This window comes from Nocardia sp. NPDC047648 (genome assembly GCF_040642815.1).
Classification (GTDB): Bacteria; Actinomycetota; Actinomycetes; order Mycobacteriales; family Mycobacteriaceae; genus Nocardia; species Nocardia gamkensis.
Map to the genome: position 1 here is coordinate 740,787 of NZ_JBEYSX010000001.1, position 25,730 is coordinate 766,516.

At 69.7% G+C, this 25,730-nt stretch carries 24 protein-coding genes; 5 read left to right on the forward strand and 19 right to left on the reverse strand.

Going from position 1 to position 25,730, the window contains the following annotated elements; all coding sequences use genetic code 11:
- Positions 1–29 precede the first annotated feature (29 nt).
- Both ABZ803_RS03380 and ABZ803_RS03385 read right to left on the reverse strand, forming a co-directional pair.
- Positions 30–1,628: an MFS transporter gene (locus ABZ803_RS03380; RefSeq protein ID WP_357032139.1), complete on the reverse strand. Its 1,599-nt coding sequence runs from the start codon at positions 1,626–1,628 to the stop codon at positions 30–32.
- Positions 1,629–1,638: 10 nt separating this feature from the next.
- Complete coding sequence (locus ABZ803_RS03385) at positions 1,639–2,583, reverse strand: DMT family transporter (protein WP_357032142.1); 945 nt, start codon at positions 2,581–2,583, stop codon at positions 1,639–1,641.
- 287 nt (positions 2,584–2,870) lie between these two features.
- Here ABZ803_RS03385 and ABZ803_RS03390 point away from each other — a divergent pair, with 287 nt between their 5' ends.
- Complete coding sequence (locus tag ABZ803_RS03390) at positions 2,871–3,653, forward strand: META domain-containing protein (protein ID WP_357032145.1); 783 nt, start codon at positions 2,871–2,873, stop codon at positions 3,651–3,653.
- A gap of 6 nt (positions 3,654–3,659) precedes the next feature.
- Here the strand turns inward: ABZ803_RS03390 and ABZ803_RS03395 are convergent, their stop codons facing one another.
- The 10 genes from ABZ803_RS03395 to ABZ803_RS03440 form a co-directional block, all read right to left on the reverse strand.
- Positions 3,660–4,307, reverse strand: a complete 648-nt coding sequence (locus tag ABZ803_RS03395; protein WP_357032148.1) for a DUF1579 family protein — start codon at positions 4,305–4,307, stop codon at positions 3,660–3,662.
- A gap of 144 nt (positions 4,308–4,451) precedes the next feature.
- Entirely contained in the window at positions 4,452–5,237 is a 786-nt protein-coding gene (gene tpiA / locus ABZ803_RS03400; RefSeq protein ID WP_357032150.1) for a triose-phosphate isomerase, read from the reverse strand.
- A gap of 2 nt (positions 5,238–5,239) precedes the next feature.
- A complete protein-coding gene (locus ABZ803_RS03405) occupies positions 5,240–6,454 on the reverse strand; it encodes a phosphoglycerate kinase (protein WP_357032153.1) in 1,215 nt (404 codons plus the stop codon).
- Between the two features lie 5 nt (positions 6,455–6,459).
- Entirely contained in the window at positions 6,460–7,479 is a 1,020-nt protein-coding gene (gene gap, locus ABZ803_RS03410; RefSeq protein ID WP_040867484.1) for a type I glyceraldehyde-3-phosphate dehydrogenase, read from the reverse strand.
- A gap of 206 nt (positions 7,480–7,685) precedes the next feature.
- The gene (whiA, locus tag ABZ803_RS03415; RefSeq protein ID WP_357032156.1) at positions 7,686–8,669 is read right to left on the reverse strand and encodes a DNA-binding protein WhiA; all 984 of its coding nucleotides are present in this window, start codon (positions 8,667–8,669) and stop codon (positions 7,686–7,688) included.
- Complete coding sequence (gene yvcK, locus ABZ803_RS03420; protein ID WP_043693713.1) at positions 8,660–9,706, reverse strand: uridine diphosphate-N-acetylglucosamine-binding protein YvcK; 1,047 nt, start codon at positions 9,704–9,706, stop codon at positions 8,660–8,662. Before yvcK ends, whiA begins: the two co-directional genes overlap by 10 nt.
- Positions 9,703–10,683 carry an RNase adapter RapZ gene (rapZ, locus tag ABZ803_RS03425; RefSeq protein ID WP_040867487.1) on the reverse strand — a complete coding sequence of 327 codons (981 nt, stop codon included), beginning with the start codon at positions 10,681–10,683 and terminating at the stop codon, positions 9,703–9,705. The genes yvcK and rapZ overlap by 4 nt, the downstream gene beginning before the upstream one ends.
- Before the next feature lie 113 nt (positions 10,684–10,796).
- Complete coding sequence (gene uvrC, locus ABZ803_RS03430) at positions 10,797–12,806, reverse strand: excinuclease ABC subunit UvrC (RefSeq protein ID WP_357032159.1); 2,010 nt, start codon at positions 12,804–12,806, stop codon at positions 10,797–10,799.
- Positions 12,807–12,860: 54 nt separating this feature from the next.
- Positions 12,861–13,289 carry a hypothetical protein gene (locus ABZ803_RS03435; RefSeq protein ID WP_357032162.1) on the reverse strand — a complete coding sequence of 143 codons (429 nt, stop codon included), beginning with the start codon at positions 13,287–13,289 and terminating at the stop codon, positions 12,861–12,863.
- A gap of 139 nt (positions 13,290–13,428) precedes the next feature.
- A complete protein-coding gene (locus tag ABZ803_RS03440; RefSeq protein WP_357032165.1) occupies positions 13,429–14,118 on the reverse strand; it encodes an HAD-IA family hydrolase in 690 nt (229 codons plus the stop codon).
- Between the two features lie 211 nt (positions 14,119–14,329).
- Here ABZ803_RS03440 and ABZ803_RS03445 point away from each other — a divergent pair, with 211 nt between their 5' ends.
- A complete protein-coding gene (locus ABZ803_RS03445; RefSeq protein WP_357032669.1) occupies positions 14,330–16,222 on the forward strand; it encodes a gamma-glutamyltransferase family protein in 1,893 nt (630 codons plus the stop codon).
- Between the two features lie 177 nt (positions 16,223–16,399).
- Here ABZ803_RS03445 and ABZ803_RS03450 read toward each other — a convergent pair whose 3' ends face one another.
- The 5 genes from ABZ803_RS03450 to ABZ803_RS03470 all read right to left on the reverse strand — a co-directional run bounded on the left by ABZ803_RS03450 (position 16,400) and on the right by ABZ803_RS03470 (position 20,833).
- Positions 16,400–16,648 (reverse strand): GNAT family N-acetyltransferase, encoded by a 249-nt coding sequence (locus tag ABZ803_RS03450; RefSeq protein ID WP_357032168.1) that lies wholly within the window; start codon positions 16,646–16,648, stop codon positions 16,400–16,402.
- A 354-nt stretch (positions 16,649–17,002) separates the two neighbouring features.
- A complete protein-coding gene (locus ABZ803_RS03455; RefSeq protein WP_357032171.1) occupies positions 17,003–17,503 on the reverse strand; it encodes a PH domain-containing protein in 501 nt (166 codons plus the stop codon).
- A gap of 2 nt (positions 17,504–17,505) precedes the next feature.
- Positions 17,506–17,985 (reverse strand): 6,7-dimethyl-8-ribityllumazine synthase, encoded by a 480-nt coding sequence (gene ribH / locus ABZ803_RS03460; RefSeq protein WP_357032174.1) that lies wholly within the window; start codon positions 17,983–17,985, stop codon positions 17,506–17,508.
- Between the two features lie 30 nt (positions 17,986–18,015).
- The gene (locus ABZ803_RS03465) at positions 18,016–19,260 is read right to left on the reverse strand and encodes a bifunctional 3,4-dihydroxy-2-butanone-4-phosphate synthase/GTP cyclohydrolase II (RefSeq protein ID WP_062973658.1); all 1,245 of its coding nucleotides are present in this window, start codon (positions 19,258–19,260) and stop codon (positions 18,016–18,018) included.
- 949 nt (positions 19,261–20,209) lie between these two features.
- On the reverse strand, positions 20,210–20,833 hold the full coding sequence (locus ABZ803_RS03470) for a riboflavin synthase (RefSeq protein WP_357032177.1): 624 nt from the start codon (positions 20,831–20,833) through the stop codon (positions 20,210–20,212).
- Positions 20,834–21,394: 561 nt separating this feature from the next.
- On the opposite strand from ABZ803_RS03470, the gene ABZ803_RS03475 reads away from it, so the two are divergent.
- Complete coding sequence (locus ABZ803_RS03475) at positions 21,395–21,865, forward strand: hypothetical protein (RefSeq protein ID WP_357032180.1); 471 nt, start codon at positions 21,395–21,397, stop codon at positions 21,863–21,865.
- A 6-nt stretch (positions 21,866–21,871) separates the two neighbouring features.
- Here ABZ803_RS03475 and rpe read toward each other — a convergent pair whose 3' ends face one another.
- A complete protein-coding gene (gene rpe, locus ABZ803_RS03480) occupies positions 21,872–22,528 on the reverse strand; it encodes a ribulose-phosphate 3-epimerase (protein WP_357032672.1) in 657 nt (218 codons plus the stop codon).
- A gap of 96 nt (positions 22,529–22,624) precedes the next feature.
- On the opposite strand from rpe, the gene ABZ803_RS03485 reads away from it, so the two are divergent.
- Positions 22,625–23,047 (forward strand): anti-sigma factor, encoded by a 423-nt coding sequence (locus tag ABZ803_RS03485; RefSeq protein WP_357032183.1) that lies wholly within the window; start codon positions 22,625–22,627, stop codon positions 23,045–23,047.
- A gap of 89 nt (positions 23,048–23,136) precedes the next feature.
- On the forward strand, positions 23,137–23,910 hold the full coding sequence (locus ABZ803_RS03490; protein WP_040867530.1) for an RNA polymerase sigma factor SigF: 774 nt from the start codon (positions 23,137–23,139) through the stop codon (positions 23,908–23,910).
- 210 nt (positions 23,911–24,120) lie between these two features.
- On the opposite strand, the gene ABZ803_RS03495 is transcribed toward ABZ803_RS03490, so the two are convergent.
- Positions 24,121–25,419 carry a transcription antitermination factor NusB gene (locus ABZ803_RS03495; protein WP_357032675.1) on the reverse strand — a complete coding sequence of 433 codons (1,299 nt, stop codon included), beginning with the start codon at positions 25,417–25,419 and terminating at the stop codon, positions 24,121–24,123.
- Positions 25,420–25,730: the final 311 nt, after the last annotated feature.

The following is a 25,730-nucleotide window of genomic DNA, read 5'->3' on the forward strand; positions in this document are numbered from 1 at the left end:
CACTCGGCAGCCGCGCGCAGGGCACCGCCCTAGCGCCGGTCGACCGCCACGAGGTGGGTGACCTGCTCCCCCTCGACGGCGCCGAACTTCGCGACTGCCTCTTCCCGCAGCTGATCCTGCGCGGTGAGCCGGACCTGATGCTGGTGCATGTGCTCGGCCCAGGACCGCACGACGAACGCCTCGACATAGCGGTCGATCACCCCGACGTCGCGATACAGGCGCCATTCCATCGCGCCGGTGCGCTGCCGGGACCGGCCGACGAAGGCCATGGCGGCGAGGAATTCCTCGACGTCTTCCGGCGGCACGTCGTAGCTGCGCAGGATCAGCACCGGACCGTCGTCGGGATCGGGTTCCACCGCCAGTTGCGGCTCCGGCCAGAACGCCGAGGGCGTCAGGTCGAGCACCTCGGGATCGTTCCGGATGGGCAGCCACACCGTGCTCACCGCGCAGAACGCGAGCAGCGCCGTGGCCCACAGCAGCGCGGGCACCGAGCCGATCGCACCGGCGACCAGCCCCCAGACCAGCGAGCCGATCGCCTGGCCGCCCATGAACACCAGCAGATACACCGATAATCCGCGCGCACGCACCCAGGCGGGCAGCAGCAGCTGCATGGTCGAGTTCATCGTGGACATCGCCAGCAGCCAAGCCAGTCCCGCGAAGACCAGCAGCACCAATACCACCGGCACCACGCGCAGCAGCGCGGTGCCCGCCGTCGCCGACCCGAACAGGATCGCGGCGATGGTGAGCCGCTGCGTCGGGGTGAGCCATGCCCGCAACCGGGACAGCATCGCCGCGCCGAGCACCGCGCCGACGCCGAGCGCCCCGAGCATCAGGCCGTACCCGGACGACGACAGCGCGAGCCGGTCGCGCGCGATCACCGGCAGCAGCGCCCAGACCGCGCTCGCGGGTGCGATGAACAGGATCGACCGCAGCAGTACCCGGCGGATCGCGGGCGCCGCGCGGATGAACCGGGTGCCCGCCTGCAACGCCGCCAGCGGGCGCTCGGTGGGCAGGCGACGATCGATCGCCGGCCTGCGCCAGACCGTCAGGACGGCGACGATCCCGACGAACGACACGGCGTTCAGCGCGAACACCAGCGTCGGCCCGGACAACGAGACCAGCGCGCCGGCCAGCGCGGGACCGACCGCCCTGCCGATGTTGATGTTCATGCTGCCCAGCGCGGAGGCCGCCGGAATCTGCTCGCGCGAGACCAGTTCGGGCTGGATCGCCTGCCAGGCCGGCGCGGTCAGCGCCTGCCCGCAACCGAGCAGGAACAACAAGGTGAGCAGCACGCCGGGGGTGGTGTGACCCGTCGCCGTCGACACGGCGAGCAGCGCGGCCAGCGCCGCCATCGCGGACTGGGCGCCGAGCAGCAGCCTGCGCCGGTCCACGAGGTCGGCGATCACCCCGGACGGGATGGCCAGCAGCATCACCGGCAGCGTGATGGCGGTCTGCACGAACGACACCAGCGCCGCCGCGTTGGGCTGGTCGACCATGATCCACTGCGCGCCGACGGTCTGCATCCAGGTGCCGAGATTCGACACCAGCTGCGCCACCCACAGCGCGCGGTACACCGGTGAACGCAGCGGCGCCCAAGTGGAAATCGGGGTCGTCGCGGCTGTCGTCACTCGCCGAAGCTTAGTCGCGGCGGTGCCCCCGCTCCGATGCCGCGTCCGGCCCCCGGACCGCAGGACGCGCCGCTGTCGCGGCCAGCAGCAACGCCACGATCAGCAGCGCGGCTCCCGCCAGGCCCGCCGCCGTGAGGCGTTCGCCGAGGATCACCGCCGCAAGCGCCGCTCCCGTGAGCGGTTCCAGCAGGGCCAGTACCGCGGCGATACCCGGACCGGCGTCCGAGAGGCCGCGGAAGTACAACGTGTAGGCGACCGCGGTGGGCGCGAGCCCCAGCACCAGGACCAGCGCGATGCTGCCGGGCGTCGGGACGAACGCCAGCCCGCTCGTGGCCGCGAGTGGCGCCAGCAGCAGCGCACCTCCGGTGAACCCGAGGCCGGTGGTGGTCATCGCGTCGAGCCCGGGCACCGGCACGGCGTTGAGGACGGTGACCGTCGCGAACGCCGCGGCGGCCACCGCCGCGAACGCCGCGCCCACCAGCAACCCGCGCGCGTCGCCGGCACCGCCCGGCACCCCGACCAGCAAGACCAGTCCGCCCACCGCGATGCCGATCGTCGCCGCGCGGCGGCGGTCCACCGCGCGTCGTCCGGTGACATGCTCCAACCCGGCGACGACCACCGGCGACATACCGATCGTGATCAGCGTCGCGAGGCTGACCGAGGATGCGGCGACCGCGCCGAAGTAGGCCGCCTGGAAGGCCGCCGCGAGCACGGCGACCGCGCCGATCCGGCGCCAAGCCCGCGGGTCTCGCGGCCACGGCCGCCGCGTGCCGGCGAGCAGAGCCACCAGGAGCACCCCGCCGACGGCGAGCCGGCAGGTGGCCACCGAGACGGGCGACAATCCGGTGGCCCGGTGCACCAACGTGCCGAGCAGACCGCCGGTGCCCCACAGGAGGCCGGCGCCGACGAGGTAGACCAGCCCGGGACGGGCGGCAGTGGACACAGTGGAAGACATGAGAGATCGCGCTCCTGCGACAAGAGGGATGGGGTCGCGGAAGCGAGGTGCGCAGTGCTGCCGAAAGAAGCGCGACCACCCGTTGGGCGGCGCGCTGGATGCCTACACCTCGCTCAGGGAGCGGGCGGCGGAGTGATCGGGAAGCACCGGTGCACCGCACAGATACTAATACGGGGCCGAGTGAGTCATCCCATGAGTCTTGGTTACGGCGCCCGGCGAGTTCACCGGCAGGCCGTGCCGACCGACGCGACCTCGGTGGCGCGGCCGGTCGTCGGTAACATCGCCGCATGGCGGCACTCTTCGCGCGATCAGGACCGCTCGTCTTGCTCGCCCTCTGCACGGTGGCGGCGTGTTCGAGCGGTGAGCCCGGCCGCGGCGCCGACGAGCCGACGCCGGTGGGCCGCACATTTCTTTCCACCGGTGTCGAAGGCACCCCGATTCCCGGCGGCGGGCCGCTGACCATCAGCTTCACCGAGGGCCGGGTAGCGGCCGACGCGGGATGCAACAAGTTCACCGGCGCGGCCACCCTGGACGATCAGGTGCTGCACGTCTCCGGTCTGGCCACCACCCTGATGGCCTGCGAGGATGATCGGCGCGGCGCCGACGAGTGGCTCAGCGGCCTGCTGAACTCGCAGCCCACCTGGCGGCTGGACGACTCGCGGCTCACCCTGCGCAGCCCCGACCGCACGGTGAGCCTGATCGACAAGAAGGTCGCCCAGCCGGACAAACCGATCGTGGGCACGCCTTGGCTGGTCACCGCGCTCATCACGGATAACAGCCAGATCCGCTCGCGTGCCCTCGACGAGGCGCAGCCGACGCTCACCATCGCCGCGGACGACAGCGTCTCCGGCGGCGCCGGGTGCAATCGCATGACCGGCAGCGCCCAGGTGTCCGGCACCCGGATCACCTTCCGGATCGCCACCACGAAGATGCTGTGCTCGCCGGAGGTGATGGAGGTCGAGCAAGCCGTGTTGAGAACCCTGGACGGCACGGCGACCGCCACGGTGGACGCCGACACGCTGACCCTGCGCAACGACAACGGCGCGGGTCTGGTCCTGCACGCGCAGTGACGCTCGCTACTTCTGCCGGGTGAGCACGACGCGGTCGGCGACCAGCTCCGCCGCTCCGGGCGGCGTGAAGTAGATCTCCATGAGCACCCGGTCGGCCGACTCCAGCCGGATCACCGTGCGCATCGGGATCGTCTTGCCCGCGAACTGCGCGCCGAGCACCCCCGGATCGGTGAATTCACCGGCCATCACGATGTCGGGGTCACCGCCGCTCCCCTTGGCGCCCTTGTAGCTCATGGTCATCGGCGTGACACTGTCGACGGTCGTCCATTCGTAGCGATTGTCGGTCGGTCCGAATCCGAGGAGCCCGAGCCGGTAGTACGCGCCGCTGCCGTGGACGTCCTCGGCTTCCTCCCGCAGGAAGTTGCTGCCGGTCTCGGTGATCCATTCCCAGCGCGAGACGATCTCCCGCCGCACCGGGTTGTCCGCCGTGCCACCCGCGACGAAGGTAGATTTGTCGCCCTTCCACGTCCCGACGAGCTGGTTCAGTCTGCGATGCCCCGCGTCCTGCCGCTCTGGATCGACCGCCGCCGCAACGGTGCTCGATGCCGCGTCGTGTCCGGCGTGTTCGTGGGACGAGTCGTCGGAACAACCGGCAAGAGCTGCCAGCGCGAGCAGCGCGACCGGAAGGGCGGTGTACATCTTGCGGAGAGTCACGAAAATCCTTGCGGTGCTGGGGGATCGAGCTGCGACATCATCGCACGATTCCCGCTCGCGCGGCATCCGTGATCGCTCTCGGCGTATACGGCACAGCCCGGTATCGCGGGAAGCGATACCGGGCTGTCGCGCGTCGGACCCGGGTCAGGGCAGGGGGCCGCCCGCGGCGATCGCGGAGAGGGTGGCGAATTCGTCACCCTTGAGCGAAGCGCCGCCCACCAATGCGCCGTCGATGTCGCTCTGCGCGACCAGTTCTCCGACGTTCTTGGCGTTCACCGATCCGCCGTAGAGCACGCGCACCTCTGCCGCGACTTCCGGCGAGGCGAGCTTCTCCAGCTCCCCGCGAATCGCGCCGCAGACCTCTTGCGCGTCGGCGGGGGTGGCGACCTTGCCGGTGCCGATCGCCCACACCGGCTCGTAGGCGATGACGATCTTCGAGATCTCCTCCGCCGACAGGCCTTTCAGCGATCCGCGCAGTTGCTCGAGGTTGTACTCGACGTGCGTTCCCGCCTCGCGGACGTTCAAGCCTTCGCCGATGCACACGATCGGGGTGATCCCGTGCTTCAACGCCTGCTTGGCCTTGGCCAGCACGGTGGCGTCGTCCTCGTTGTGGTACTGCCGCCGCTCGGAGTGCCCGACCACGACGAAGGTGCAGCCCAGCTTGGCGAGCATGCTCGCGCTGATCTCACCGGTGTAGGCGCCCGCCTCGTGCACCGAGACGTCCTGGCCGCCGTAGGTGAGCAGGAGTTTGTCGCCTTCGACCAGCGTCTGCACGCTGCGCAGGTCGACGAACGGCGGGATCACCGCGACGTCCACCTTGTCGAAGTACTTCTCCGGCAGTGCGAACGCGATCTTCTGCACCAGGGCGATGGCCTCGAGGTGATTGAGGTTCATCTTCCAGTTGCCCGCGATGAGCGGTTTGCGTGCCATGCTCAGTCCTCCAACACCGCGATGCCGGGGAGCTCTTTGCCCTCCAGGTACTCCAGCGACGCGCCGCCACCGGTGGAGATGTGCGAGAAGCCGTCCTCCGGCAGGCCGAGCGCCCGCACGGCCGCGGCCGAATCGCCGCCGCCGACCACGGTGAACGCGCCCTTGCCGGTGGCGGTCACGATCGCCTCGGCGACCCCGCGGGTGCCCGCGGCGAACTTCTCGAACTCGAACACGCCCATCGGCCCGTTCCAGAAGACGGTCCGCGCCTCGGTCAGCAGGACCGCGAAGCGGTGCACCGAGTCCGGGCCCACGTCCAGGCCCAGCCAGCCGTCCGGGATCTCGTGCGCCGGTACCACCTTCGACTCCGCGTCGGCGGCGAACTTGTCGGCCACCACGATGTCGCGCGGCAGGTGGATGACGTCGGCGTACTGCTCGAGCAGCTGCTTGCAGGTGTCCACCATCTCCTCCTGCAGCAGCGAGTCGCCCACCGAAAGGCCCTGTGCGGCAAGGAAGGTGAAGCACATGCCGCCGCCGATCACCAGGGTGTCGACCTTCGGCGCGAGCGCCTCGATGACCGCCAGCTTGTCGGAGACCTTGGAACCGCCGAGCACCACCGCGTACGGCCGGTCCGGGTTCTCGGTCAGCTTGGCCAGCACCTCGACCTCGGCCGCGACCAGCGTGCCCGCGTAGTGCGGCAGCAGTTCGGCGACGTCGTACACCGACGCCTGCTTGCGGTGCACCACGCCGAAACCGTCGGAGACGAACGCGCCGTCGTCGCCGACCAGCTCGACCAGCGCCGCGGCCAGCTTGGCCCGGTCGGCGTCGTCCTTGCTGGTCTCGCGCGCGTCGAACCGGATGTTCTCCAGCAGCAGCACGTCGCCGTCGGTGAGGCCCTCCGACCGCGCGAGCGCGTCCTGGCCCACCACGTCACCGGCGAGCTGGACATTGCGGCCCAATTCCTCGGCGAGGCGGGCGGCCACCGGCGCCAGCGAGAGCTTCGGGTCCGGTTCGCCCTTCGGGCGGCCGAGGTGCGCGGTGACGACGACCTTGGCGCCCGCCTCGGCGAGTGCCTTGATGGTCGGCGCCGAGGCGATGATGCGGCCGGGGTCGGTGATCTGTCCCTGGTCGTCGAGGGGGACGTTCAGGTCGGAGCGCACCAGCACGCCCCGGCCCTCGACGCCCTCGCCGAGCAGATCCGCGAGTGTCTTGACAGCCATGCGCGTCAGAGCGACTTACCGACGAGGCCGATGAGATCGGCGAGACGGTTCGAGTAGCCCCACTCGTTGTCGTACCAGGACACGACCTTGACCTGGTTGTCGATCACCTTGGTCAGCGGCGCGTCGTAGATCGACGAGGCCGGGTCGGTGACGATGTCGCTGGAGACGATCGGGTCGGTGTTGTACTTCAGGATGCCCTTCAGCGGGCCTTCCGCGGCGGCCTTGTAGGCGGCGTTGATCTCCTCGATCGAGGCCGACTTGCGCAGCGTCGCGGTCAGGTCGGTGACCGAGCCCGTCGGGACCGGTACGCGCAGCGCGTAGCCGTCCAGCTTGCCCTGCAGCTCGGGCAGCACCAGGCCGATGGCCTTCGCGGCGCCGGTGCCGGTGGGCACGATGTTCAGCGCGGCGGCGCGGGCGCGACGCAGGTCGCTGTGCGGGCCGTCCTGCAGGTTCTGGTCCTGGGTGTAGGCATGGATGGTGGTCATCAGGCCGTGCTCGATGCCGAACTCGTCGTTGAGCACCTTGGCCAGCGGGCCCAGGCAGTTGGTGGTGCAGGACGCGTTGGAGATGATGTTCTGGCTGCCGTCGTACTTGTCGTCGTTGACGCCCATGACGATGGTGATGTCCTCGCCCTTGGCCGGGGCGGAGATGATGACCTTCTTGGCACCCGCGGCGAGGTGGCCCTTGGCCTTGGTGGCATCGGTGAAGATGCCGGTGGACTCGACCACCACGTCGACACCCAGGTCACCCCAGGGCAGCGCGGCGGGGCCTTCCTTGATCGCCAGCGCCTTGATCCGCTGGTCGCCCACCACGATGGTGTCGTCGCCGTCGAGCGAGACGTCCTGGGGCAGACGGCCCAGGATCGAGTCGTACTTGAGCAGGGTCGCGAGGGTCGCGTTGTCGGTGAGGTCGTTGACCGCGACGATCTCGATGTCGGTGGTGCCGAGCGCCTTCTGCGCCTCCACCGCCCGGAAGAAGTTACGTCCGATACGACCGAAGCCGTTGATGCCTACCCGGACAGTCACGTTATCGCTCCTCAACTTTCCAGCGGATCATTCCGATGCCCACTCACACTAACGTCCTGCGGCGACCTCGCCGACACGCACCTGGCATTCGCCAGGACGGGATGCCTGGTCAGACGCCCGACCAACACGGTTTCCGCAGTCGAAACGCCGCGATCCCCGCGACCGGCCCGGTCGCGGGGATCGCGTCGAACGTCCGGAGCGCGGGCTCAGGCTTCGTCGAGCAGTTCGGCCGTGACGGCCGATTCGGTGTCCGGAACGCCCAGTTCCTTGGCGCGCCGGTCGGCCATCGACAGCAGCCGCCGGATGCGGCCCGCGACAGCGTCTTTCGTCATCGGCGGGTCGGCGAGCTGGCCGAGTTCCTCCAGTGACGCCTGCCGGTGCTGCACGCGCAGCCGGCCCGCGGCGGCGAGATGGTCGGGCACGTCGTCACTGAGGATCTCCAGCGCGCGCTCCACCCGCGCCGCCGCGGCGACCGCGGCGCGCGCCGAGCGGCGCAGATTGGCGTCGTCGAAATTGGCCAGGCGATTCGCGGTCGCGCGCACTTCGCGGCGCAGCCTGCGTTCCTCCCAGACCATCCGGGTGCCGTGCGCGCCCATCCTGGTCAGCAGCGCGCCGATCGCCTCACCGTCGCGCACCACCACGCGGTCGGTGCCGCGCACTTCGCGGGCCTTGGCCGTGATGCCGAGCCGCCGGGCCGCGCCGACCAGCGCCAGCGCCGCCTCGGGTCCGGGGCAGCTGACCTCGAGCGCCGAGGAGCGGCCGGGTTCGGTGAGCGAGCCGTGCGCGAGAAACGCGCCGCGCCAAGCGGCTTCGGCATCGGCGATGCTGCCGCCGACCACCTGCGCGGGCAGGCCGCGCACCGGACGGCCGCGCACGTCGAGCAGACCGGTCTGCCGAGCCAGCGCCTCGCCCTCCTTGGAGACGCGCACCACGTACCGGGAGGTTTTGCGCAGTCCGCCCGCACCGAGCACGTGCACGTCGGAGCCGTAACCGTAGAGTTCGAAGATCTCCCGGCGCAGCCTGCGCGCGATGGACCCCATGTCCACCTCGGCCTCGACGATCACCCGGCCGGCGACGATGTGCAGGCCGCCCGCGAAACGCAGCAGAGCGGACAGCTCCGCCTTGCGGGAACTCACCTGCGACACCGTGAGCCTGCTCAGCTCGTCTTTCACATCGGCTGTCATCGCCACGGGACGCGCTCCTTTCCACCCAACCCGGAACGCACATCCTGGCCCATGTGCCGTCCCTCGACTCGAAGCCCTGCCATTTGCGGCCGAGGTTGCCGGATCAGTTGATCCAGTGCGGCGGCAAGCTTTCCGGGGTGATGCCGGTCCGTTCCCGCTTCGGCGACATCGGAGAACGTTACTCGTGCCCGCAACTGTTCGGCAGCCCTGGCCACATGTTCCCGTTCACGACCCTCCGGCACCGACCCGGAGTCGACCAGCACCTCATCGACGACGAATTCCGGTGCGTGCTGGGACAATACATGCAAATGCCGCTCCGCGGAGAACCCGGCGGTCTCCCCCGGCTCCGCGGCGAGATTGAGCACGAGGACTTTCCGGGCCCTGGTGTACACCAGGGCTTCCCGTAGCTCCGGAACGAGGACGTGCGGAATCACGCTGGTGAACCACGATCCGGGCCCGAGCACCACGACATCCGCGTGTTCGATCGCCGAGGTCGCCTCCGGACTGGCCGGTGGGTCGGACGGAATCAGCCGCACCCGCCGCACCTTACCCGGCGTGGTCGCGATGGCAACTTGGCCGCGAATGCAACGGCTCACCCGTGGATCCGCCTCCAGCCCAGACACATCCGCCTCGATGTCCAGCGCGATCGGCGACATGGGCAGCACTCGGCCGGTGATGCGCAACATGCGGGCGACTTCATCGAGCGCGGCGACCGGATCGCCGAGTACCTCGGTGAGCCCGGCCAGGATCAGATTGCCCACGGAATGCCCGGCCAGCGCGCCGGTGCCGCCGAAACGATGCTGGACGGTCTGCGTCCAGACGCCGTCGGCGTCCGCGGCCAGGGCCGCGAGCGCCATCCGGAGATCTCCCGGCGGCAGCACACCCAGCTCGGCGCGTAGCCGGCCCGAGGAGCCGCCGTCGTCGGCGACGGTGACCACCGCGCAGATCTTCCTGGTCAGCCGCCGCACCGCGGTCAGTGTCGCGTACAGCCCATGTCCACCACCCAGCGCGACGATGCTGGGATTGGATTCCCAACCGGTCATTCGCGCCCCAGGTCTCGATGGACGACCCGGACCACGTCGGCGGACTCCTCCGGCCCACCGGTGACCTCACTCATCAACTCGCCCAGTGCCTCGGCAATCGCGACGCTCCGGTGCTTGCCTCCGGTGCAGCCCACTGCGACCGTCATGTATCGCTTCCCCTCTTGGCGGTAACCGTTCGTGGTCAGCTCGACCAGGTGGTGGCAGGTACGCAGATAATCGTCCGCGCCGGGACGCGACAACACGTACTCGCTGACCACCGTCTCCTGACCGGTGTGTTCCCGCAACTCCGGTATCCAATGCGGATTGGGTAGAAAACGCACATCCAACACCATGTCGGCGTCCAGCGGAACCCCGTACTTGAAGCCGAACGACTGCACGGTGAGTTGCAACGCGCTGGGCGCGCCGCCGCCGTAGGCCTCCTCCATCTTGCGGTGCAACTGATGGATGGACAGCTCGGTGGTGTCGATCACCAGGTCGGCGGCGGCCTTCACGGCGGACAGCCGCACCCGCTCGGCGGCGATACCCGCCGACAACGTGCCGTCCTTGCTCTCGCTCTGTAGCGGATGCCTGCGCCGGGCGAAGCCGAAGCGGCGGATCAGCACGTCGTCGGAGGCCTCGAGGAACAGGACCCTGGTGCGCACCCCGAGGATCCGCAGCTGCTCGGTGACCACCGAGAGATCACCGGTGAAGAACCGGCTGCGCACGTCCATGACCAGCGCGAGACGGCGGATCGGCGGCTTCGCGGACGCACCGAGCTCCACCATCCGCCCGAACAGCTCGGGTGGCAGGTTGTCGGCCACGTACCAGCCGAGGTCCTCGAGTACGCGGGCGGCCGTGCCGCGGCCCGCGCCCGAGAGCCCGGTCACGATCACGACCTCGACCTGCGGATTCGCTCCGCCGACGGCGCCGGACGAAGCCACTCGTCCCGCACTCGTCGGCGGACTGCCCGCACTGCTGTTCGATTCGACGCGTGTCATGTCCTACCGGATCCGTGTCTGGGGTGCCTTCCGATCATCGCGCACCGGTTTCGGTATCGGCCGCAGACACACAACGTACGCGATACCGAAATTTCCGGTGCACTGTCGACTGTCTATTCGGACTCGAGCGCCGCAAGGACCGCTTTCGCGGTCGCCACCCCGATTCCGGGCACCTCGGTGATCTCCTCGACCGTGGCCTGCTTCAGCTTGGCGACCGATCCGAAATGAGTGACCAGCGCGGTCCGGCGCGCCGCGCCGAGCCCCGGCACCGAGTCCAGGGCCGAGGCGGTCATCCGGCGTGAGCGCTTGCTGCGATGGAAGGTGATGGCGAAGCGGTGCGCCTCGTCGCGCACCCGTTGCAGCAGGTAGAGCGCCTCGCTGTTGCGCGGCAGGATCACCGGGTCGCTCTCGCCGGGCACCCACACCTCCTCGAGCCGTTTGGCCAGGCCGATCACCGCGACATCGGTGATGCCCAGTTCGTCGAGCACCTCGGCGGCCGCGGCGACCTGGGGCGCGCCGCCGTCGACGACGAACAGGTTGGGCGGATAGGAGAACTTGCGCGGGCGCCCCGTGCGCGGATCGATACCCGGACGGGAGGTGAGGTCGAGCGCGTCGTCGTCGGTTCCGGTCGCGGCGAGATCGTCCTGCTCCATCATGTCGCGCTCACGGCGCAGCTTGAGGAACCGGCGTCGGGTCACCTCGGCGATGCTGCCGACGTCATCGGAACGGCCGTCGCCCGCCGCTTCCCGGATCGTGTAGTGGCGGTATTCGGACTTGCGGGCCAGACCGTCCTCGAAGACCACCAGCGAGGCGACCACGTCGGTCCCCTGCACGTGACTGACGTCGACGCACTCGATCCGCAGCGGCGCAGTGTCGAGTTCCAAGGCGTCCTGGATCTCTTGCAGCGCTTGCGATCTCGAGGTCAGATCGCCCGCCCGCTTGAGCTTGTGCTGGGCCAGCGCCTCCATCGCGTTGCGCTGCACGGTCTCGGCGAGCGCCTTCTTGTCCCCGCGCTGGGGCACCCGCACCTTCACCGCCGAGCCGCGCAGGCCGGACAGCCACTGCTGGACCTGCTCGATATCGGCGGGCAGTTCGGGCACGAGCACTTCGCGCGGCACCACGGTGGCGAGCAACTCGTCGGCGGACTGCTCGGCCACCGTGACCTGCTCGCCGTAGAACTGGGTGAGGAACTGCTCGACCAGCGCGGCGAGTTCACCGCCCGCCTCCGGGACGTCGACCGCGTCCCCCGACTTGTCGACCACCCACCCGCGCTGGCCGCGCACCCGGCCGTCCCGCACATGGAAGACCTGCACCGCCACCTCCAGCTCGTCGGCGGCGAAGGCGATGACGTCGGCGTCGGTGCCCGTGCCGAGCACCACCGCCTGCTTCTCCAGCGCGCGGCGCAGCGCTTGCACGTCGTCGCGCAGCCGGGCGGCGGCCTCGAAATCCAGGTCTTCCGCGGCGTCGTGCATGCGGCGCTCCAGTTCGCGGACCAACCGATCGGTGCGGCCTGCGAGGAAGTCGCAGAAGTCCTCGACGATGGCGCGGTGCTCCTCGGCGCTCACCCGCCCGACGCACGGCGCCGAGCATTTGTCGATATAGCCGAGCAGGCAGGGACGCCCGATCTGGTGGTGCCGCCGGAAGACCCCGTTGGAGCAGGTGCGCGCGGGAAACACCCGCAGCAGCAGATCGAGCGTCTCGCGGATGGCCCAGGCGTGCGCGAACGGACCGAAGTAGCGCACCCCTTTGCGGCGCGCGCCGCGGTAGACGAACAGCCGCGGGTAATCTTCGTTCAAGGTGACCGCGAGCACCGGGTAGGACTTGTCGTCGCGGTAGCGGACGTTGAAGCGGGGATCGAATTCCTTGATCCAGTTGTATTCCAGCTGCAGGGCCTCCACCTCGGTGGAGACGACCGTCCATTCGACGCTCGCCGCCGTGGTGACCATCTGCCTGGTGCGCGGATGCAGTCCGGCGACGTCGGCGAAATACGAGTTCAGTCTGCTGCGCAGGCTCTTTGCCTTGCCGACGTAGATGACCTGCCGATGGGCGTCCCGGAATTTGTAGACACCTGGTTCGACGGGAATCGTGCCCGGCGCGGGCCGGTACGTCGCTGGATCTGCCACCCATCCAGCGTATCGACCGCGACCGACAGCCCGTCCGACGGCGGCCGCGCGTGACTATCCGGACCCAGGGACCCCGAACCACGCCTTGGCTTCCGGGCGGCACAGCAGGTACACCACGGCAGCCGAGGTGGCGAGCGAATACGCCGCCGCGACGATGGCGACGACGGGCGGGACGGTCGCCGAGTCCCTGATCGCCCAGCATCCGACGACCGCCTGCAGGAGCGCCAGCCCGATCGTCAGTTTGCGCACGGCGGGCGCGCCCTCCGCGAATCCGAGCACGAGCAGACCCAGTGCCCAGGCCACGCAGAACTGGGTGGACGCCGTGGCGGCCGCGTCGCCACCGCGCGTCAGATTCATCAGCACGGGATAGGCGAGTCCGAATCCCGCCATCCCGGCGACCGCTTCCCGCACATCCCGAACCGCCTCCGGCATGGCGGTTTCCACGCCGACGGCCGACTCCTCACCGGAGAACGCCGAGCTCACAGCCGTACCTCCGTTGGTACCGAACCTTCCGGCACATCCTGCGAATATGCCGGAATCGCACGGTAACACGGTGACATCCCGCGCAACTCGGAGTTCGGCAAATGAACCAGGCGGTCGCGGCGCGGACCGACCGCGAGGCTCAGTCCACGAGACCGTGCCGCCGCAGCGCGGCCAGCAGCGCGTCCGGGCGCTCCCCGGTGGGCAGGGCCTCCACCAGAGCGAATCGGCTGCCCAGCGCCTCGGCGCCGCCGTCGGCCTCGGCGCTGTCACCGATCATCAGCGCCGCCTCGGCGGGCACGCCCAGATCGCGTAGCGCGGAACGGAAGATCTCCGGGTCGGGCTTCATGGCGCCGACCTCGAAGGAGAGGGTGAACGCGGCGACCAGCCGATCCCAGCCGCGCGCCGCGAACGACGGTCGGATGTCGAACGGGATGTTGCTCACCACCGCGACCGGAACGCCCTGTGCGGCCAACAGATCGAGGACGGCCTCGCTGTCCGGGTACGGCGTCCACTCCAACGGGTCGAGCAACCGGGCGTACAGCCGTTCGGCGTCCTCGTCGGTGGGCACGCCCGACGTGCGCAGCACCTTCATCATCACCTTGCGATGCAGTGCCGGGTCCAGGTCACGGTGGTCCCACGCGTATTGCGTCTCTTCGTCGAATTCGGCGATGTGGTCGACCGGCGCCGTCATTCGCCGCATGATCTCGGCCTTCTCGCCCACATCGAACGCCCGTCCGTCCGGCCGGGTCAGATCCGCGTACCAGGATTCGTCGGCCTCCAGGCGGAACAAGGTCCCGGAGAAGTCGAACAGCACCGCCTCGATCGCCACCCGGCCAGCCTACCGACCGCTCGCATCGCGCAGCCGGTTCCCGCGGGACCGTCCGCACCGGCCCGACCTCGACACACGCTGCGGCCACGGCGATTTCGTCCCTGGGAAGGAAACCGGCGCGGCTATCGGTGCCTGGGGTTAGAGTCCGGGCATGGGGCACAAGCGAGGAAGTTGGGTCGCCGCCGCGGCGGCGTTCGCACTCACCGTCGGAATGGCCACCGCGTGTTCGTCCGGCGAGAGCCAGGCGGGCGGGGTGTGCGAGACGGTTCCGAACGGCACGCCGGTGACGGCCACCGCGACGGGACCGGCGGGCGGTGGCACCAAGGATCTCAGCACCAACCCGGAAATAGCGAGCGGCTATCGCACGAACATGACGCCGGTGCGCACGCAGACCTTCGCGGTGTCGACGGCGAATCCGGTGTCGACCAAGGCCGCCTGCGAGGTCCTCCGCGACGGCGGCACCGCGGCGGACGCGCTGATCGCGGCACAGACGGTGCTCGGTCTGGTCGAACCGCAGGCCTCCGGTATCGGTGGCGGCGCCTTCCTGCTCTACTACGACGCGAACACCAGGACCGTGGACGCCTACGACGGTCGCGAGGTGGCCCCCGCGGCGGCCACCGAGAACTATCTGCGCTGGATCAGCGACACCGACCGCACCGAGCCCAAACCGAACGCGCGCGCCAGTGGCCGATCCATCGGCGTCCCCGGTGTGCTGCGGATGCTCGAGCTGGCGCACCGCGACCACGGTAAGACCGCGTGGCGCGAGCTGTTCGACCCGGCTATCGGACTGGCCGATCAGGGGTTCCCGATCAGTCCCCGCCTCGCGGGGCAGATCGCGGAATCGGCCAAGGACCTCGCCGCCGACGAGGACGCCAAGGCGTATTTCCTCGAGCCGGGCGGCAGCCCGAAGACCGCGGGCACCGTCCTCAATAACCCCGCCATGGCGAAGACGCTCGGCGCCGTCGCCACCGAGGGCGCGCAGGCCTTTTATACGGGCGCGATCGCCCGGGACATCGCCGCGGCCGCGGGCCGATCCTCCGGCGGCCGCACCCCCGGCCTGATCACGACCGAGGACTTGGCCGGTTACCAGGCGAAGAAGCGCACCGCGCTGTGCACGGGCTATCGCGAGCACGAGATCTGCGGCATGCCCAGTCCTTCGTCGGGCGGCATCGCCGTCGCCGCGACCCTGGGCATCCTGGAGAACTTCGACCTGGCCACCATGCGGCCGGACAACATCGACCGCAACGGCGGCAAGCCGAACCCGCAGGCCGTGCACCTCATCTCCGAGGCCGAACGCCTCGCCTACGCCGATCGCAACAAGTACGTGGCCGACACGGATTTCGTGCCGCTGCCCGGCAATTCGGCGCAAACCCTGCTGAATCGCGACTATCTGCGGCAGCGCGCCGGGCTCATCGACCCGAACCGCAGCATGGGCACCGCGCAGCCGGGTGACTTCGGCCCCGTGCCGCTCGGTGTGGGCCCGCAACCGCCCGAGCACGGCACCAGCCACATCTCGGTCGTCGACAAGTACGGCAACGCCGCGGCGATGACCACCACCGTGGAGTCCGCGTTCGGTTCGTTCCATCTGGTCGACGGCTTCGTGCTGAACAATCAGCTCACCGACTTCAACGCCGATCCGCTGGGCGCCGACGGCGTGCCGATGGCCAACCGGGTGCAGCCGGGCAAGCGCCCGCGCAGCTCGATGAGCCCGACGCTGATCTTCGGCAAGGCCCCCGACGGCTCGCGCGGCGAGCTGACCCATGTCGCGGGCTCGCCGGGCGGCTCGGTGATCATCCAGTTCGTGGTGAAGACGCTGGTCAACATGTTCGACTGGGGCCTGGATCCGCAGCAGGCGGTCTCCGCGGTCGCGTTCGGCGCCGGGAACGGCCCGGCCACCGGTGTCGGCGGGGAGCATCCGGCGATCAACGCCACCGACAACGGCGACCACGATCCGCTCGTGGTGCGGCTGCGGGAGCTGGGCCATCAGGTCTCGGTCGCACCGCAGACCAGCGGCCTGAGCGCCCTCAAACGCAACGGCGCGGACGGCTGGATCGGCGGTGCGGACCCGCGCCGCGAAGGCGCGGTCCTCGGCGACACCCACTGAATCGGCCCGGTCCCGGGCTCGCTGGGGAGAGTTCCAGCGAGCCCGGACGGCTCACGGCTCACGGCTCACGGCTCACGGCTCACGGCTCACGGCTCACGGCTCACGGCTCACGGCTCACGGCTCACGGCTCACGGCTCACGGCTCACGAGGATCGACATACCCGCCGGAATAGGGCGGTTACTTCCTCCGGATCATCGGATACACCACCGGACCCCGACCGATCGGCAGCTCACCCTGCGGCTCGAAACCGAATCGCGCATAGAAGGGCACCGTGCCGCGGGTATTCGAGATGAGGAAGCCGTCCTGCCCGGCCGCCGACAGCCGTCGCTCGAGCAACGCGCTCGCCAATCCCCTGCCCCGCGCTCCGGGCAGTGTCCCGATGGCGGCCAGGTACAGATGCGGCGTGGCCGGGCGAGCGCGCTCCATCCGCCGCCCGCCGCCCGGCGGCCAGCGCCCGCGCCGCGCTCGGCCCCAAGGCTCGCAGCAAGGTCACCGGCTTCGCCGTCGGCGCCACCACGTCCGCCGGTTCCCACAGCGCCACACAGGCGAGATTGCCCTCCGCGTCGTGCGCTAGATCGACCAGGCCGTCCTTCCGGCGCGACGCGATGCGCGAATCCCAGAACAGCGGCAGGGCTTTGCGCCGCCGCGGCGACCTCGGCCAGAAATAGGTCATCAGCGGATCGTCGGCGAAAGCCGCCGCGAGGACGAACGCACCCGGCTCCATACCGGCGAGGCTAGACCAGCTTCCGACCCCGTGCGAGCGCTGAATGCCGCACCCGCTCACTTGCTCCCGGAATACTTCGCGCCGAGTTCACGCAGCCGAGCCATGGCTCGGGCCGCGTGCTCCTTGTCGTTCGAGCGGATCGCCAGCATCGGGACGTAGTCGTCGTCGACCAATTCCAGGCGCGCCCAGGCCTTCCGGTCCGGGAACGACACGCCGCGGATGTAGTCCCAGGGGAAATCGTTGTCGCCCAAGATGTTCCGCACCGACACGCCGCGAGCGCCGACGCGAACCCGCGGCCTTGTCAACAGCAGTACCGCGGCGGCGCCGAGTACGCCGATCCCGATCATCGCGATCTGATCGGCCACCCGGAAGTTGACACCGGTCGACCCGCTGCGCAGCCAGACGCCGCCCACGGTGAAAGTGGCCGCGATCAGCACCGCCGCGATCCAGGCCGTCCGCACCGCACGGCGGGGACGCACCTCGAACTCCCACTCGGCCCCGTCGCCGGCCGCCGCGGCCGAGCCCGCGTTCCTGCGGAAGATACGGACGACCGGCATCGTCACGCGGACTGTCGCAGGGCGCGCAGGGTCAGCGCGGCGTCCAGCGCCGCGGCAGCCGCCTGCTCGCCCTTGTTCTCTTGGGATTCCGGCAGCCCGGCCCGGTCCAGGGCCTGCCGCTCGTTGTTCGTGGTGAGGACCCCGTTCGCGACCGGCGTGCCCTCGTCCAGCGAAACCCGGGTGAGCCCAGCGGTCACCGCGTCGCAGACGTACTCGAAATGCGGTGTGTCACCGCGGATCACCACACCGAGCGCCACCACCGCGTCGTGCGACCTGGCCAGCTCCTGAGCCACCACCGGCAGCTCCATCGCGCCGGCGCAGCGCACCACCGTGATCTGCTGGACTCCCGCCTCCTTGGCCACCCGCTCGGCGTTCGCCACCAGGGTGTCGCAGATCTGGGTGTGCCAGCGCGAGGCGACGATACCCAAGGAGAGCTCCTTGGCATCCGCCAGCGCGAAGGTGGGTACCCCGGTACCGCTCATCGATGTCCGCCTTTCCGGTCCGCTCGCAGTTCAGTGCGCCGTCTCGCCGAGATCGAGTTCATCGAGGCCGATCAGGTCATGCCCCATCCGGTCCCGCTTGGTGCGCAGGTAGCGCAGGTTTTCCGCGTTCGCGCGCAACGGCATCGGCACCCGATCGGTGATCCGCAGGCCATAGCCGTCCAAGCCGACCCGCTTGGCCGGGTTGTTGGTGAGCAATCGCATCGAGCGAAGGCCCAGATCCACCAGGATCTGCGCGCCGGTGCCGTAATCGCGCGCGTCCGCGGGCAGCCCCAGCTCCAGATTCGCGTCGACCGTGTCGTGGCCGGAATCCTGCAACTGGTAGGCCTGCAACTTGTGCATCAGGCCGATGCCGCGCCCTTCGTGACCGCGCATGTACAGCACCACGCCGCGCCCCTCGGCCGCGACCATCTCCAACGCGGCATCCAGTTGCGGACCGCAGTCGCAGCGCAACGACCCGAACACGTCGCCGGTCAGGCACTCCGAGTGCACCCGCACCAGGACGTCCTCACCGTCGCTGATGTCGCCGCGCACCAGCGCGACGTGCTCGACCTCGTCGTAGATGCTCTGATAGCCGACGGCCATGAACTCGCCGTGCGCGGTGGGGATGCGCGCCTCGGCGACGCGCACCACGTGCTTCTCGTGCCTGCGCCGCCACGCGATCATGTCGGCGATCGAGATCAGCGCCAGCTCGTGCTCGTCGGCGAAGACGCGCAACTCCTCGGTGCGGGCCATGTGGCCCTCGTCCTTCTGGCTGACGATCTCGCAGATCACACCCGCGGGACGCAAACCGGCCATGCGCGCCAGATCCACGGCCGCCTCGGTGTGGCCGGGCCTGCGCAGTACGCCACCGTCCTTGGCGCGCAACGGCACCACGTGGCCGGGGCGGGTGAAATCGTCGGCCTTGGCGTCGGCGTCGGCCAGCAGCCGCATGGTGGTGGCGCGGTCGGCGCCGGAGATACCGGTCGTGACGCCCTCGCGCGCGTCCACCGAGACAGTGTAGGCGGTGCCGTGCTTGTCCTGGTTCATCGCGTACATCGGCGGCAGGCCCAGCCGATCGCAATCGTCACCCGTGAGCGGCACACAGATGTAACCGGAGGTGTAGCGGATCATGAAGGCGACCAGCTCCGGGGTGGCCTTCTCCGCCGCGAAGATGAGGTCGCCCTCGTTCTCGCGGTCCTCGTCGTCGACGACGACGACCGCCTTACCGGCGGCGATATCGGCGACTGCGCGCTCGATGCTGTCGAACCTGGTCACGTCTGTTGTGCTCCATCTCGAAATAGGTGCCTCACCACAGTACTGTGCTTGATTTGCCGCGACTGCGTCGCGGCGTGTTCGCGGCCCCTTTGTGGCTCGCGTCTGCGCGACCGCCGCTGGCGACTTCGTCGCGGACGCGGCGGCCGCGCAAACGCGAGCCGGGCCGCGAACGGCGCATGCTCGGTCTCGCTTCGCTCGAAAGCCGGAGTGTGGTCGAGCCGGTTACTCGATGCCGTTATCACCGGGCCCGCATGTTCGCCGCATTCCGGTGCCTCGCCGGCGGAGGACGGGGGCGGGCCGACGGTACCGAGTAGGCGGTACGACGGCTCCTCGGCCGCGAGCTCGGCCGACTTACTTCGCGCGGGGACCGGAGTGAGATCCGCCTGGTCACTCGACGCCGTAATCACTTGACCCGCGCACCTGGCGCATTCCGGCGCTCCGTGGGTCGGCGACCGGCGCGGGCTCACAGTACTGGGTAGGCAGCACGGCGACTGCTCGGCCGCGAGCTGGGCCGACTTGCTTCGCGCGGGAACCGGAGTGAGATCCACCTGGTTGCGCGAAGTCGCTTTCACCTGACCCGCAGGTTCGCCGCATTCCGGCGCTTCGTGGGGCGGCGAGCGGCGGAGGCTATTACTACGGGGTGGGGGTTCGGGCTTCTCGGGTGTGGGCCGATCCGCGTCTCCGTTGGGTCCGTGCGCACCGAGAACTGGGGGCCAGTCGCGGCTATCTGGGCGCGGACGTGGGAATCGTTCGGATGCGGGCTGAGGCGCGGACCATGCCCGCTCGGTCTCGGTGCCCGCGGCGACCGGGATGGAGCAGGCCCGACCTCGCCGGACAGTGCTCACCGCTCCCGCGCGCACAGCGCTCCCCGGCAGCCGACGCCGGAGGAGCGCGCTCGCCGTCGCGCGCCCTCGTCCGGCGTGGGCGGCGACGAGCGGGGCGGTCACGGTCAGCCGCGCTGCTGGAGGCGTTCGACGTACTTGGCGATCACGTCGACCTCCAAGTTCACGGTGGTGCCGACGGTGGCGAAGCCCAGGTTGGTCAGCGAAAGGGTGGTGGGGATGAGGGAGACCTCGAACCAGTCCCGGCTGCCGGTTTCTGCGGGACCGTCGGAGACGCCGAGTCCGGAGACGGTGAGCGAGATGCCGTCAACGGTGATCGAACCCTTCTGCACGACGTAGCGGGCGATGTTCTCGGGCAGCGAGATCCGCACCACGTCCCAGTTCTCCGAGGGAGTGCGCGAGAGCACGGTGCCGGTGCCGTCGACATGGCCTTGGACCAGATGCCCACCGAGCCTGCTGTTCAACGCCGCGGCGCGCTCGAGATTCACCTTGGCACCGACGTCCAGTTTGCCGATGCTCGAGCGGTTGAGCGTCTCGGCCATGACGTCGACGGTGAACGAGTCGCCGCCGATCACCTCTACGACGGTCAGGCACACCCCGTTCACGGCGATCGAATCACCGTGCCCGGCATCGGAGGTCACCAGCTTGCCCTTGATCGTCAGCCGCGCGGCGTCGGTCAGCTGCTCGCTGGCGACGATCTCGCCGAGTTCCTCGACGATGCCTGTGAACATGTGCCCTGACTCCCTGTCGCGTCGTTGTCGTCCGGTTGCGGAACAGCGCGGGGCCCGGCCGATATTCCCGCGCCCACTCAGCCTAATGACGCGGGGGCGGCCGCAGACAGCGGCGCTCCGGAGCGGAACGGCGCACCGCCGATCGCACCGTAAGCAGACCGGTGGGCGGGCCGAGGCGCGCGGAACCGGCCGGTCCCATCGAATTTGGAACGAAATATGTCCACATAGGCCGCGAAACACCGCGGAGCGCGGGATCCGATGATTATTCGGTGGCAACAGGCATACCGCGCGTACTTATTGACCCCAGGGGGTTGCCGATTCTTACTCGATACCCGAAAGAAACACGCTTATAACGCAGATTTCGCGCTCCGACGAGGGCGGAAGCGATATCGTTACGCGGCCGACTTCTCGCGTTCAACTATTCCGCCCAAGCAGTTCGATGGGATGCTCTACCAGGTCATACGGCGGACGACCGGGAAGCCTGTCGCACGATGTCCACTCCTCGAGAAAGCCGGAGAACACAGTGGAACAAATTGGGTCGGACACAGCCGGGGGCGCGGTGTGACCACATTTCTCGATTCGACGCCGGAAGTTCGCTGCTCACGGTATCGGCGCGAATTCCAGTTGCCCGCATCGATGGATCCCGGTTCGCATCGCATTCTCCTGCACATCGGCGTCGACTACGGTGCCGTCACCATGCCCGCCGAACTCGGCGAGCGGGTACTGCGACAACTCGTCCAGGACGGAATCGCGGGCCCGGTCGTCGACCATCCGCGGGCCAGGCACTGGACCTTCCTCACCGGACCCGCCGGGCCCGACGCGATCAGCCCTGCGGTCTCGGCCGAACTGTTCCGCCTGTACGCGGCGGTGGCCTGCGCGGGCAGCCAGGTTGTGCTGCCCTCACCGGAGGACGAGCGCACCGGCTACCGCGTGTGGATCCGGTCGCCCGAGGCCGGGCCGCGCCGCCCGTCGATCAGCGCGATGATCGAGACCATCCGCGCGGTCGCCGCACGGCGGACCCGGGCCGGATAGACCCGATCAGCGCGCCCACGCCGAGGCCGCCTGATCGCGCAACTTCTGCACGGTGGCCGCGGGGTCGGCGGTGCTGTACACCGCGGAACCGGCGACGAAGCAGTCCACTCCCGCCTCCGCGGCCGCCTCGATGGTGTCGGCGTTGATGCCGCCATCGATCTCCACCAGCAGCCGCAGCGCACCGGAGTCGACCAGGTTCCGCACGATGCGTGCCTTCTGCAACACCTCCGGGATGAACGACTGCCCGCCGAAGCCCGGTTCCACGCTCATCACCAGCAGGGTGTCGAAATCGCGCAGGATCTCCAGGTACGGCTCGATCGGTGTGCCGGGCTTCACCGAGAGCCCCGCCTTGGCGCCCGCGGCGCGGATGTCGCGCGCCACCGCGATCGGATCGTCGGTCGCCTCGGCGTGGAAGGTCACATTGTGCGCGCCCGCCTCGGCGTACGGCGGCGCCCAGCGGCCCGGATCCTCGATCATCAGATGGCAGTCCAGCGGGATCTCGGTCGCCTTCAGCAGGCTCTCCACCACCGGAAGGCCGAGGGTGAGATTCGGCACGAAGTGCGCGTCCATCACATCCACGTGCAGCCAGTCGGCGCCTGCGACGGCCTTCGCTTCGTCCGCGAGATGCGCGAAGTCGGCGGACAGAATGGACGGGGCGATCATCGGAACGGCCGGACGCGGGTAAGTCGGGTTGGACACAACGCCGGAGTCTAACGGTCGCCGGGGTTGCCCAGCGCGGGAGTGGGTAGCCTGCATAGGGTGATCAATATTTCGGCGGAACAGGGGCTCTACAGCACCCCGGTGGAGATTCGGGTGGCGGCGTCGGTGACACAACTGCCCATCGTGCGTGGGCTCGCCGAAACCCTCGTCCTACTCAGCGAATTCACGCTGGACGAGGTGGCCGACATCCGGCTGGCCGTCGACGAGGTCTGCTCGACGCTGATCGCGGTCGCGGCCCCGGAAACGAGCCTGAACTGCCGGTTCACCGTCGGTGACACCGAGTTGCTCGTCCGGGTCGAGGGCATCGCGGAGAAGCCGGGACTGCCCGACCAGCGCAGCTTCGGCTGGCATGTGCTGCGCACCCTCACCGACGCGGTGGACGCGACCCAGGATTCGTACGACGCGGCGATCTCCGGATATCCGACAGCGGTCGAGTTCCGTCGGGTCCGGGGGAAGGCGTAGTGGCGGACGAAGAAACCGTGTTCGATGCACAGCGCGACGAGGACGCAGACACGCTGACCACCGAGGACGCCGTCGACGCCGAGGAAACCCTGGAAGCGGCGGGAACGGTCCCCGGCTATGACGACGTCGGATTGCTCTTCGAGCAGCTCGCGGCCAGCGAGAACGGGACGGCACGGCACGCCGCGCTCCGCGCGGAGCTGATCAGCCGCTGCATTCCGCTCGCCGACCACATCGCCCGCAAGTTCAGCGGGCGCGGTGAGCCGTTCGATGATCTGACCCAGGTGGCGCGGGTCGGCTTGGTGCACGCGGTGGATCGTTTCGACGTGGAGCGCGGCTCGAATTTCCTGTCTTTCGCGGTGCCGACCATCATGGGCGAGGTCCGGCGGTATTTCCGCGACAACACCTGGGCGATGCGAGTGCCGAGACGGGTCAAGGAAACTCACCTACGCATCGGCGCGGCGATCGACAGTCTCTCCCAGACCCTCGGCCGCTCCCCGACGGCGAAGGAGATCGCCGCCGAGCTGGACGTCGATCCGGACGAGGTGACCCAGGCGGTCATCGCGGGCAACGCCTACCAGCCGAGTTCGATCGACGCGGCCACCCTCGGCCGTGACACCGACGCCTCGCTGCTGGACACCCTCGGTGAGGAGGAGTCCCAGTTCGACCGGGTCGAGGAGTACGTCGCGATCCGGCCGCTGCTGGCCGGGCTGCCCGAGCGGGAACGGCGCATCCTGACGATGCGGTTCTTCGAATCTATGACCCAGACCCAGATCGCGCAGCAGATGGGCATCTCTCAGATGCACGTGTCGCGCATCCTGGCGAAAACCCTTGCCCGTCTGCGAGAACAATCCAGCCGGGAATGAGCGCGTTCAGCGGCTCTCGGGTTCGCGCACCTTCGCCGGAGCGGTGCGGAGCCACGCGTCGTCGGCAGTTCTCGCAATCGGCCGGGCGCGACGCCGGCGAAGTCGATCACGCCACCCCCGGAGTTCGGCAGCCATGGCCACCAGGTCATCGTCACGGTCCGAGTGCGCGGCCAGGTTCCGCGCGTCCGGCGCGGACGAATGGCATGCCGCTCAGCGCGGCTTGCGCAGCGCGGCCAGGAACATGGCGTCGGTGCCGTGCCGGTGTGGCCACAGCTGCGCCCCCGGTCCGTCCCCGACATCGGTGACGCCGGGCAGCAGCGCGCGGGTGTCGAGTTGCTCGGCGCCGAGGCGGCGCACCGCGTCGGCGACGATCGACACCGTCTCCGGCAGATGCGGCGAGCACGTCGAATACACCACGACACCACCCGGGCGCAGCAAATCCCATGCGGCGGAAAGTAATTCGCGCTGCAGGACGACCAGTTCGCGGACGTCGGCGGGGGTGCGCCGCCAGCGCGCCTCCGGCCTGCGGCGCAGCGCGCCGAGTCCGGTGCACGGGGCGTCCACCAGGATGCGGTCATAGCCCGGGGTGAGTCCGCTGGCGCGGCCGTCGGCGACGTGGATGTCCACCGGCAGGTCGCGCACGGCCTTGCGCACCAGTTCGGCACGGTGCGCGGCGGGCTCGACCGCGTCCACCCGGAAGCCGTCGATCGCGGCGATCGCACCGAGTAGCGCGGCCTTGCCGCCAGGTCCGGCACACAGGTCCAGCCAGCGACCGGTGTCCCGTCCGTCGAGTTCGGCCCTGGTCAGCGCCAGCGCCACCAGCTGGCTGCCTTCGTCCTGTACGGCCGCCATGCCCTCGCGCACCGGCTCGAGCTTGCCCGGATCACCGCCGTCCAGGTAGACCGCATACGGCGACCAGCGGCCCTCCTCGCCGCCGGTCACCAGCGCGAGTTCCTCCGCCGTGATGTCGCCCGGGCGGGCCACGAGATGCACCAGTGGCCGAGCGTCGTCGGCGGCGAGCACCTCGCGCAACTCCCCCGCTCGCGCTCCCAGCGCGTCGGCGAACGCCTGCGCGATCCAGGCCGGGTGCGCGTACTCGAAGGCCAGCCGGCCGACCGGATCGGCGGGCGCGAGCGCCTCCACCCACTGTTCAGGGGTCTTCTCCCCCGCCCGCCGGAGCACGGCGTTGACGAATCCGGCCTTGCCCGCGCCGAATTCGGAGCGCGCCAATGCCACCGAGGTGTCCACCGCGGCGTGCGCACCGATCCTGGTGCGCAGCAGCTGGTAGACGCCGAGCCGGAGCACGTCCAGCAGCGGTCCGTCGATCTCCTCGATCGGCCGGCCCGCCCCCTCGGCGATCACCGCGTCGAGCAGGCCCAGCGACCGGCACGCGCCGTAGGCGAGTTCGGTCGCCAACGCCGCGTCCCGGCCCGACAACCCCAGGTCCCGCAGCAGCGCAGGCAGAACGAGGTTGGCGTAGGCGTCGCGCTCCCGCACCGCTCGCAGCACATCCCTCGCGGCCGTCCGCGGCGGATCGGTGGGCTCTTTACGCTGCGGTCGCCTGCCTGCGGCGGCTTTGGACCCCGCGGACGGACGCCCGGCGGTGGAACGATCCGACCGGCCCGTCGCCGCGCGTTGTCCCGCGGCGCCGCGCCGTTCGTCGCGGTCGCGACCGCGCGCCTCGGCTCGCCCGCTGCCTGCCCGCGGATCGGCCGCGCGCGACCGTCCCGCGCCGGTGCGATCCTGCCGCGGGCCACCCTGTGCACGAGGCCGACCGGCCTCACCGGAACGGTTCGGCGCGGGCTCACGGTCGTCGCGCC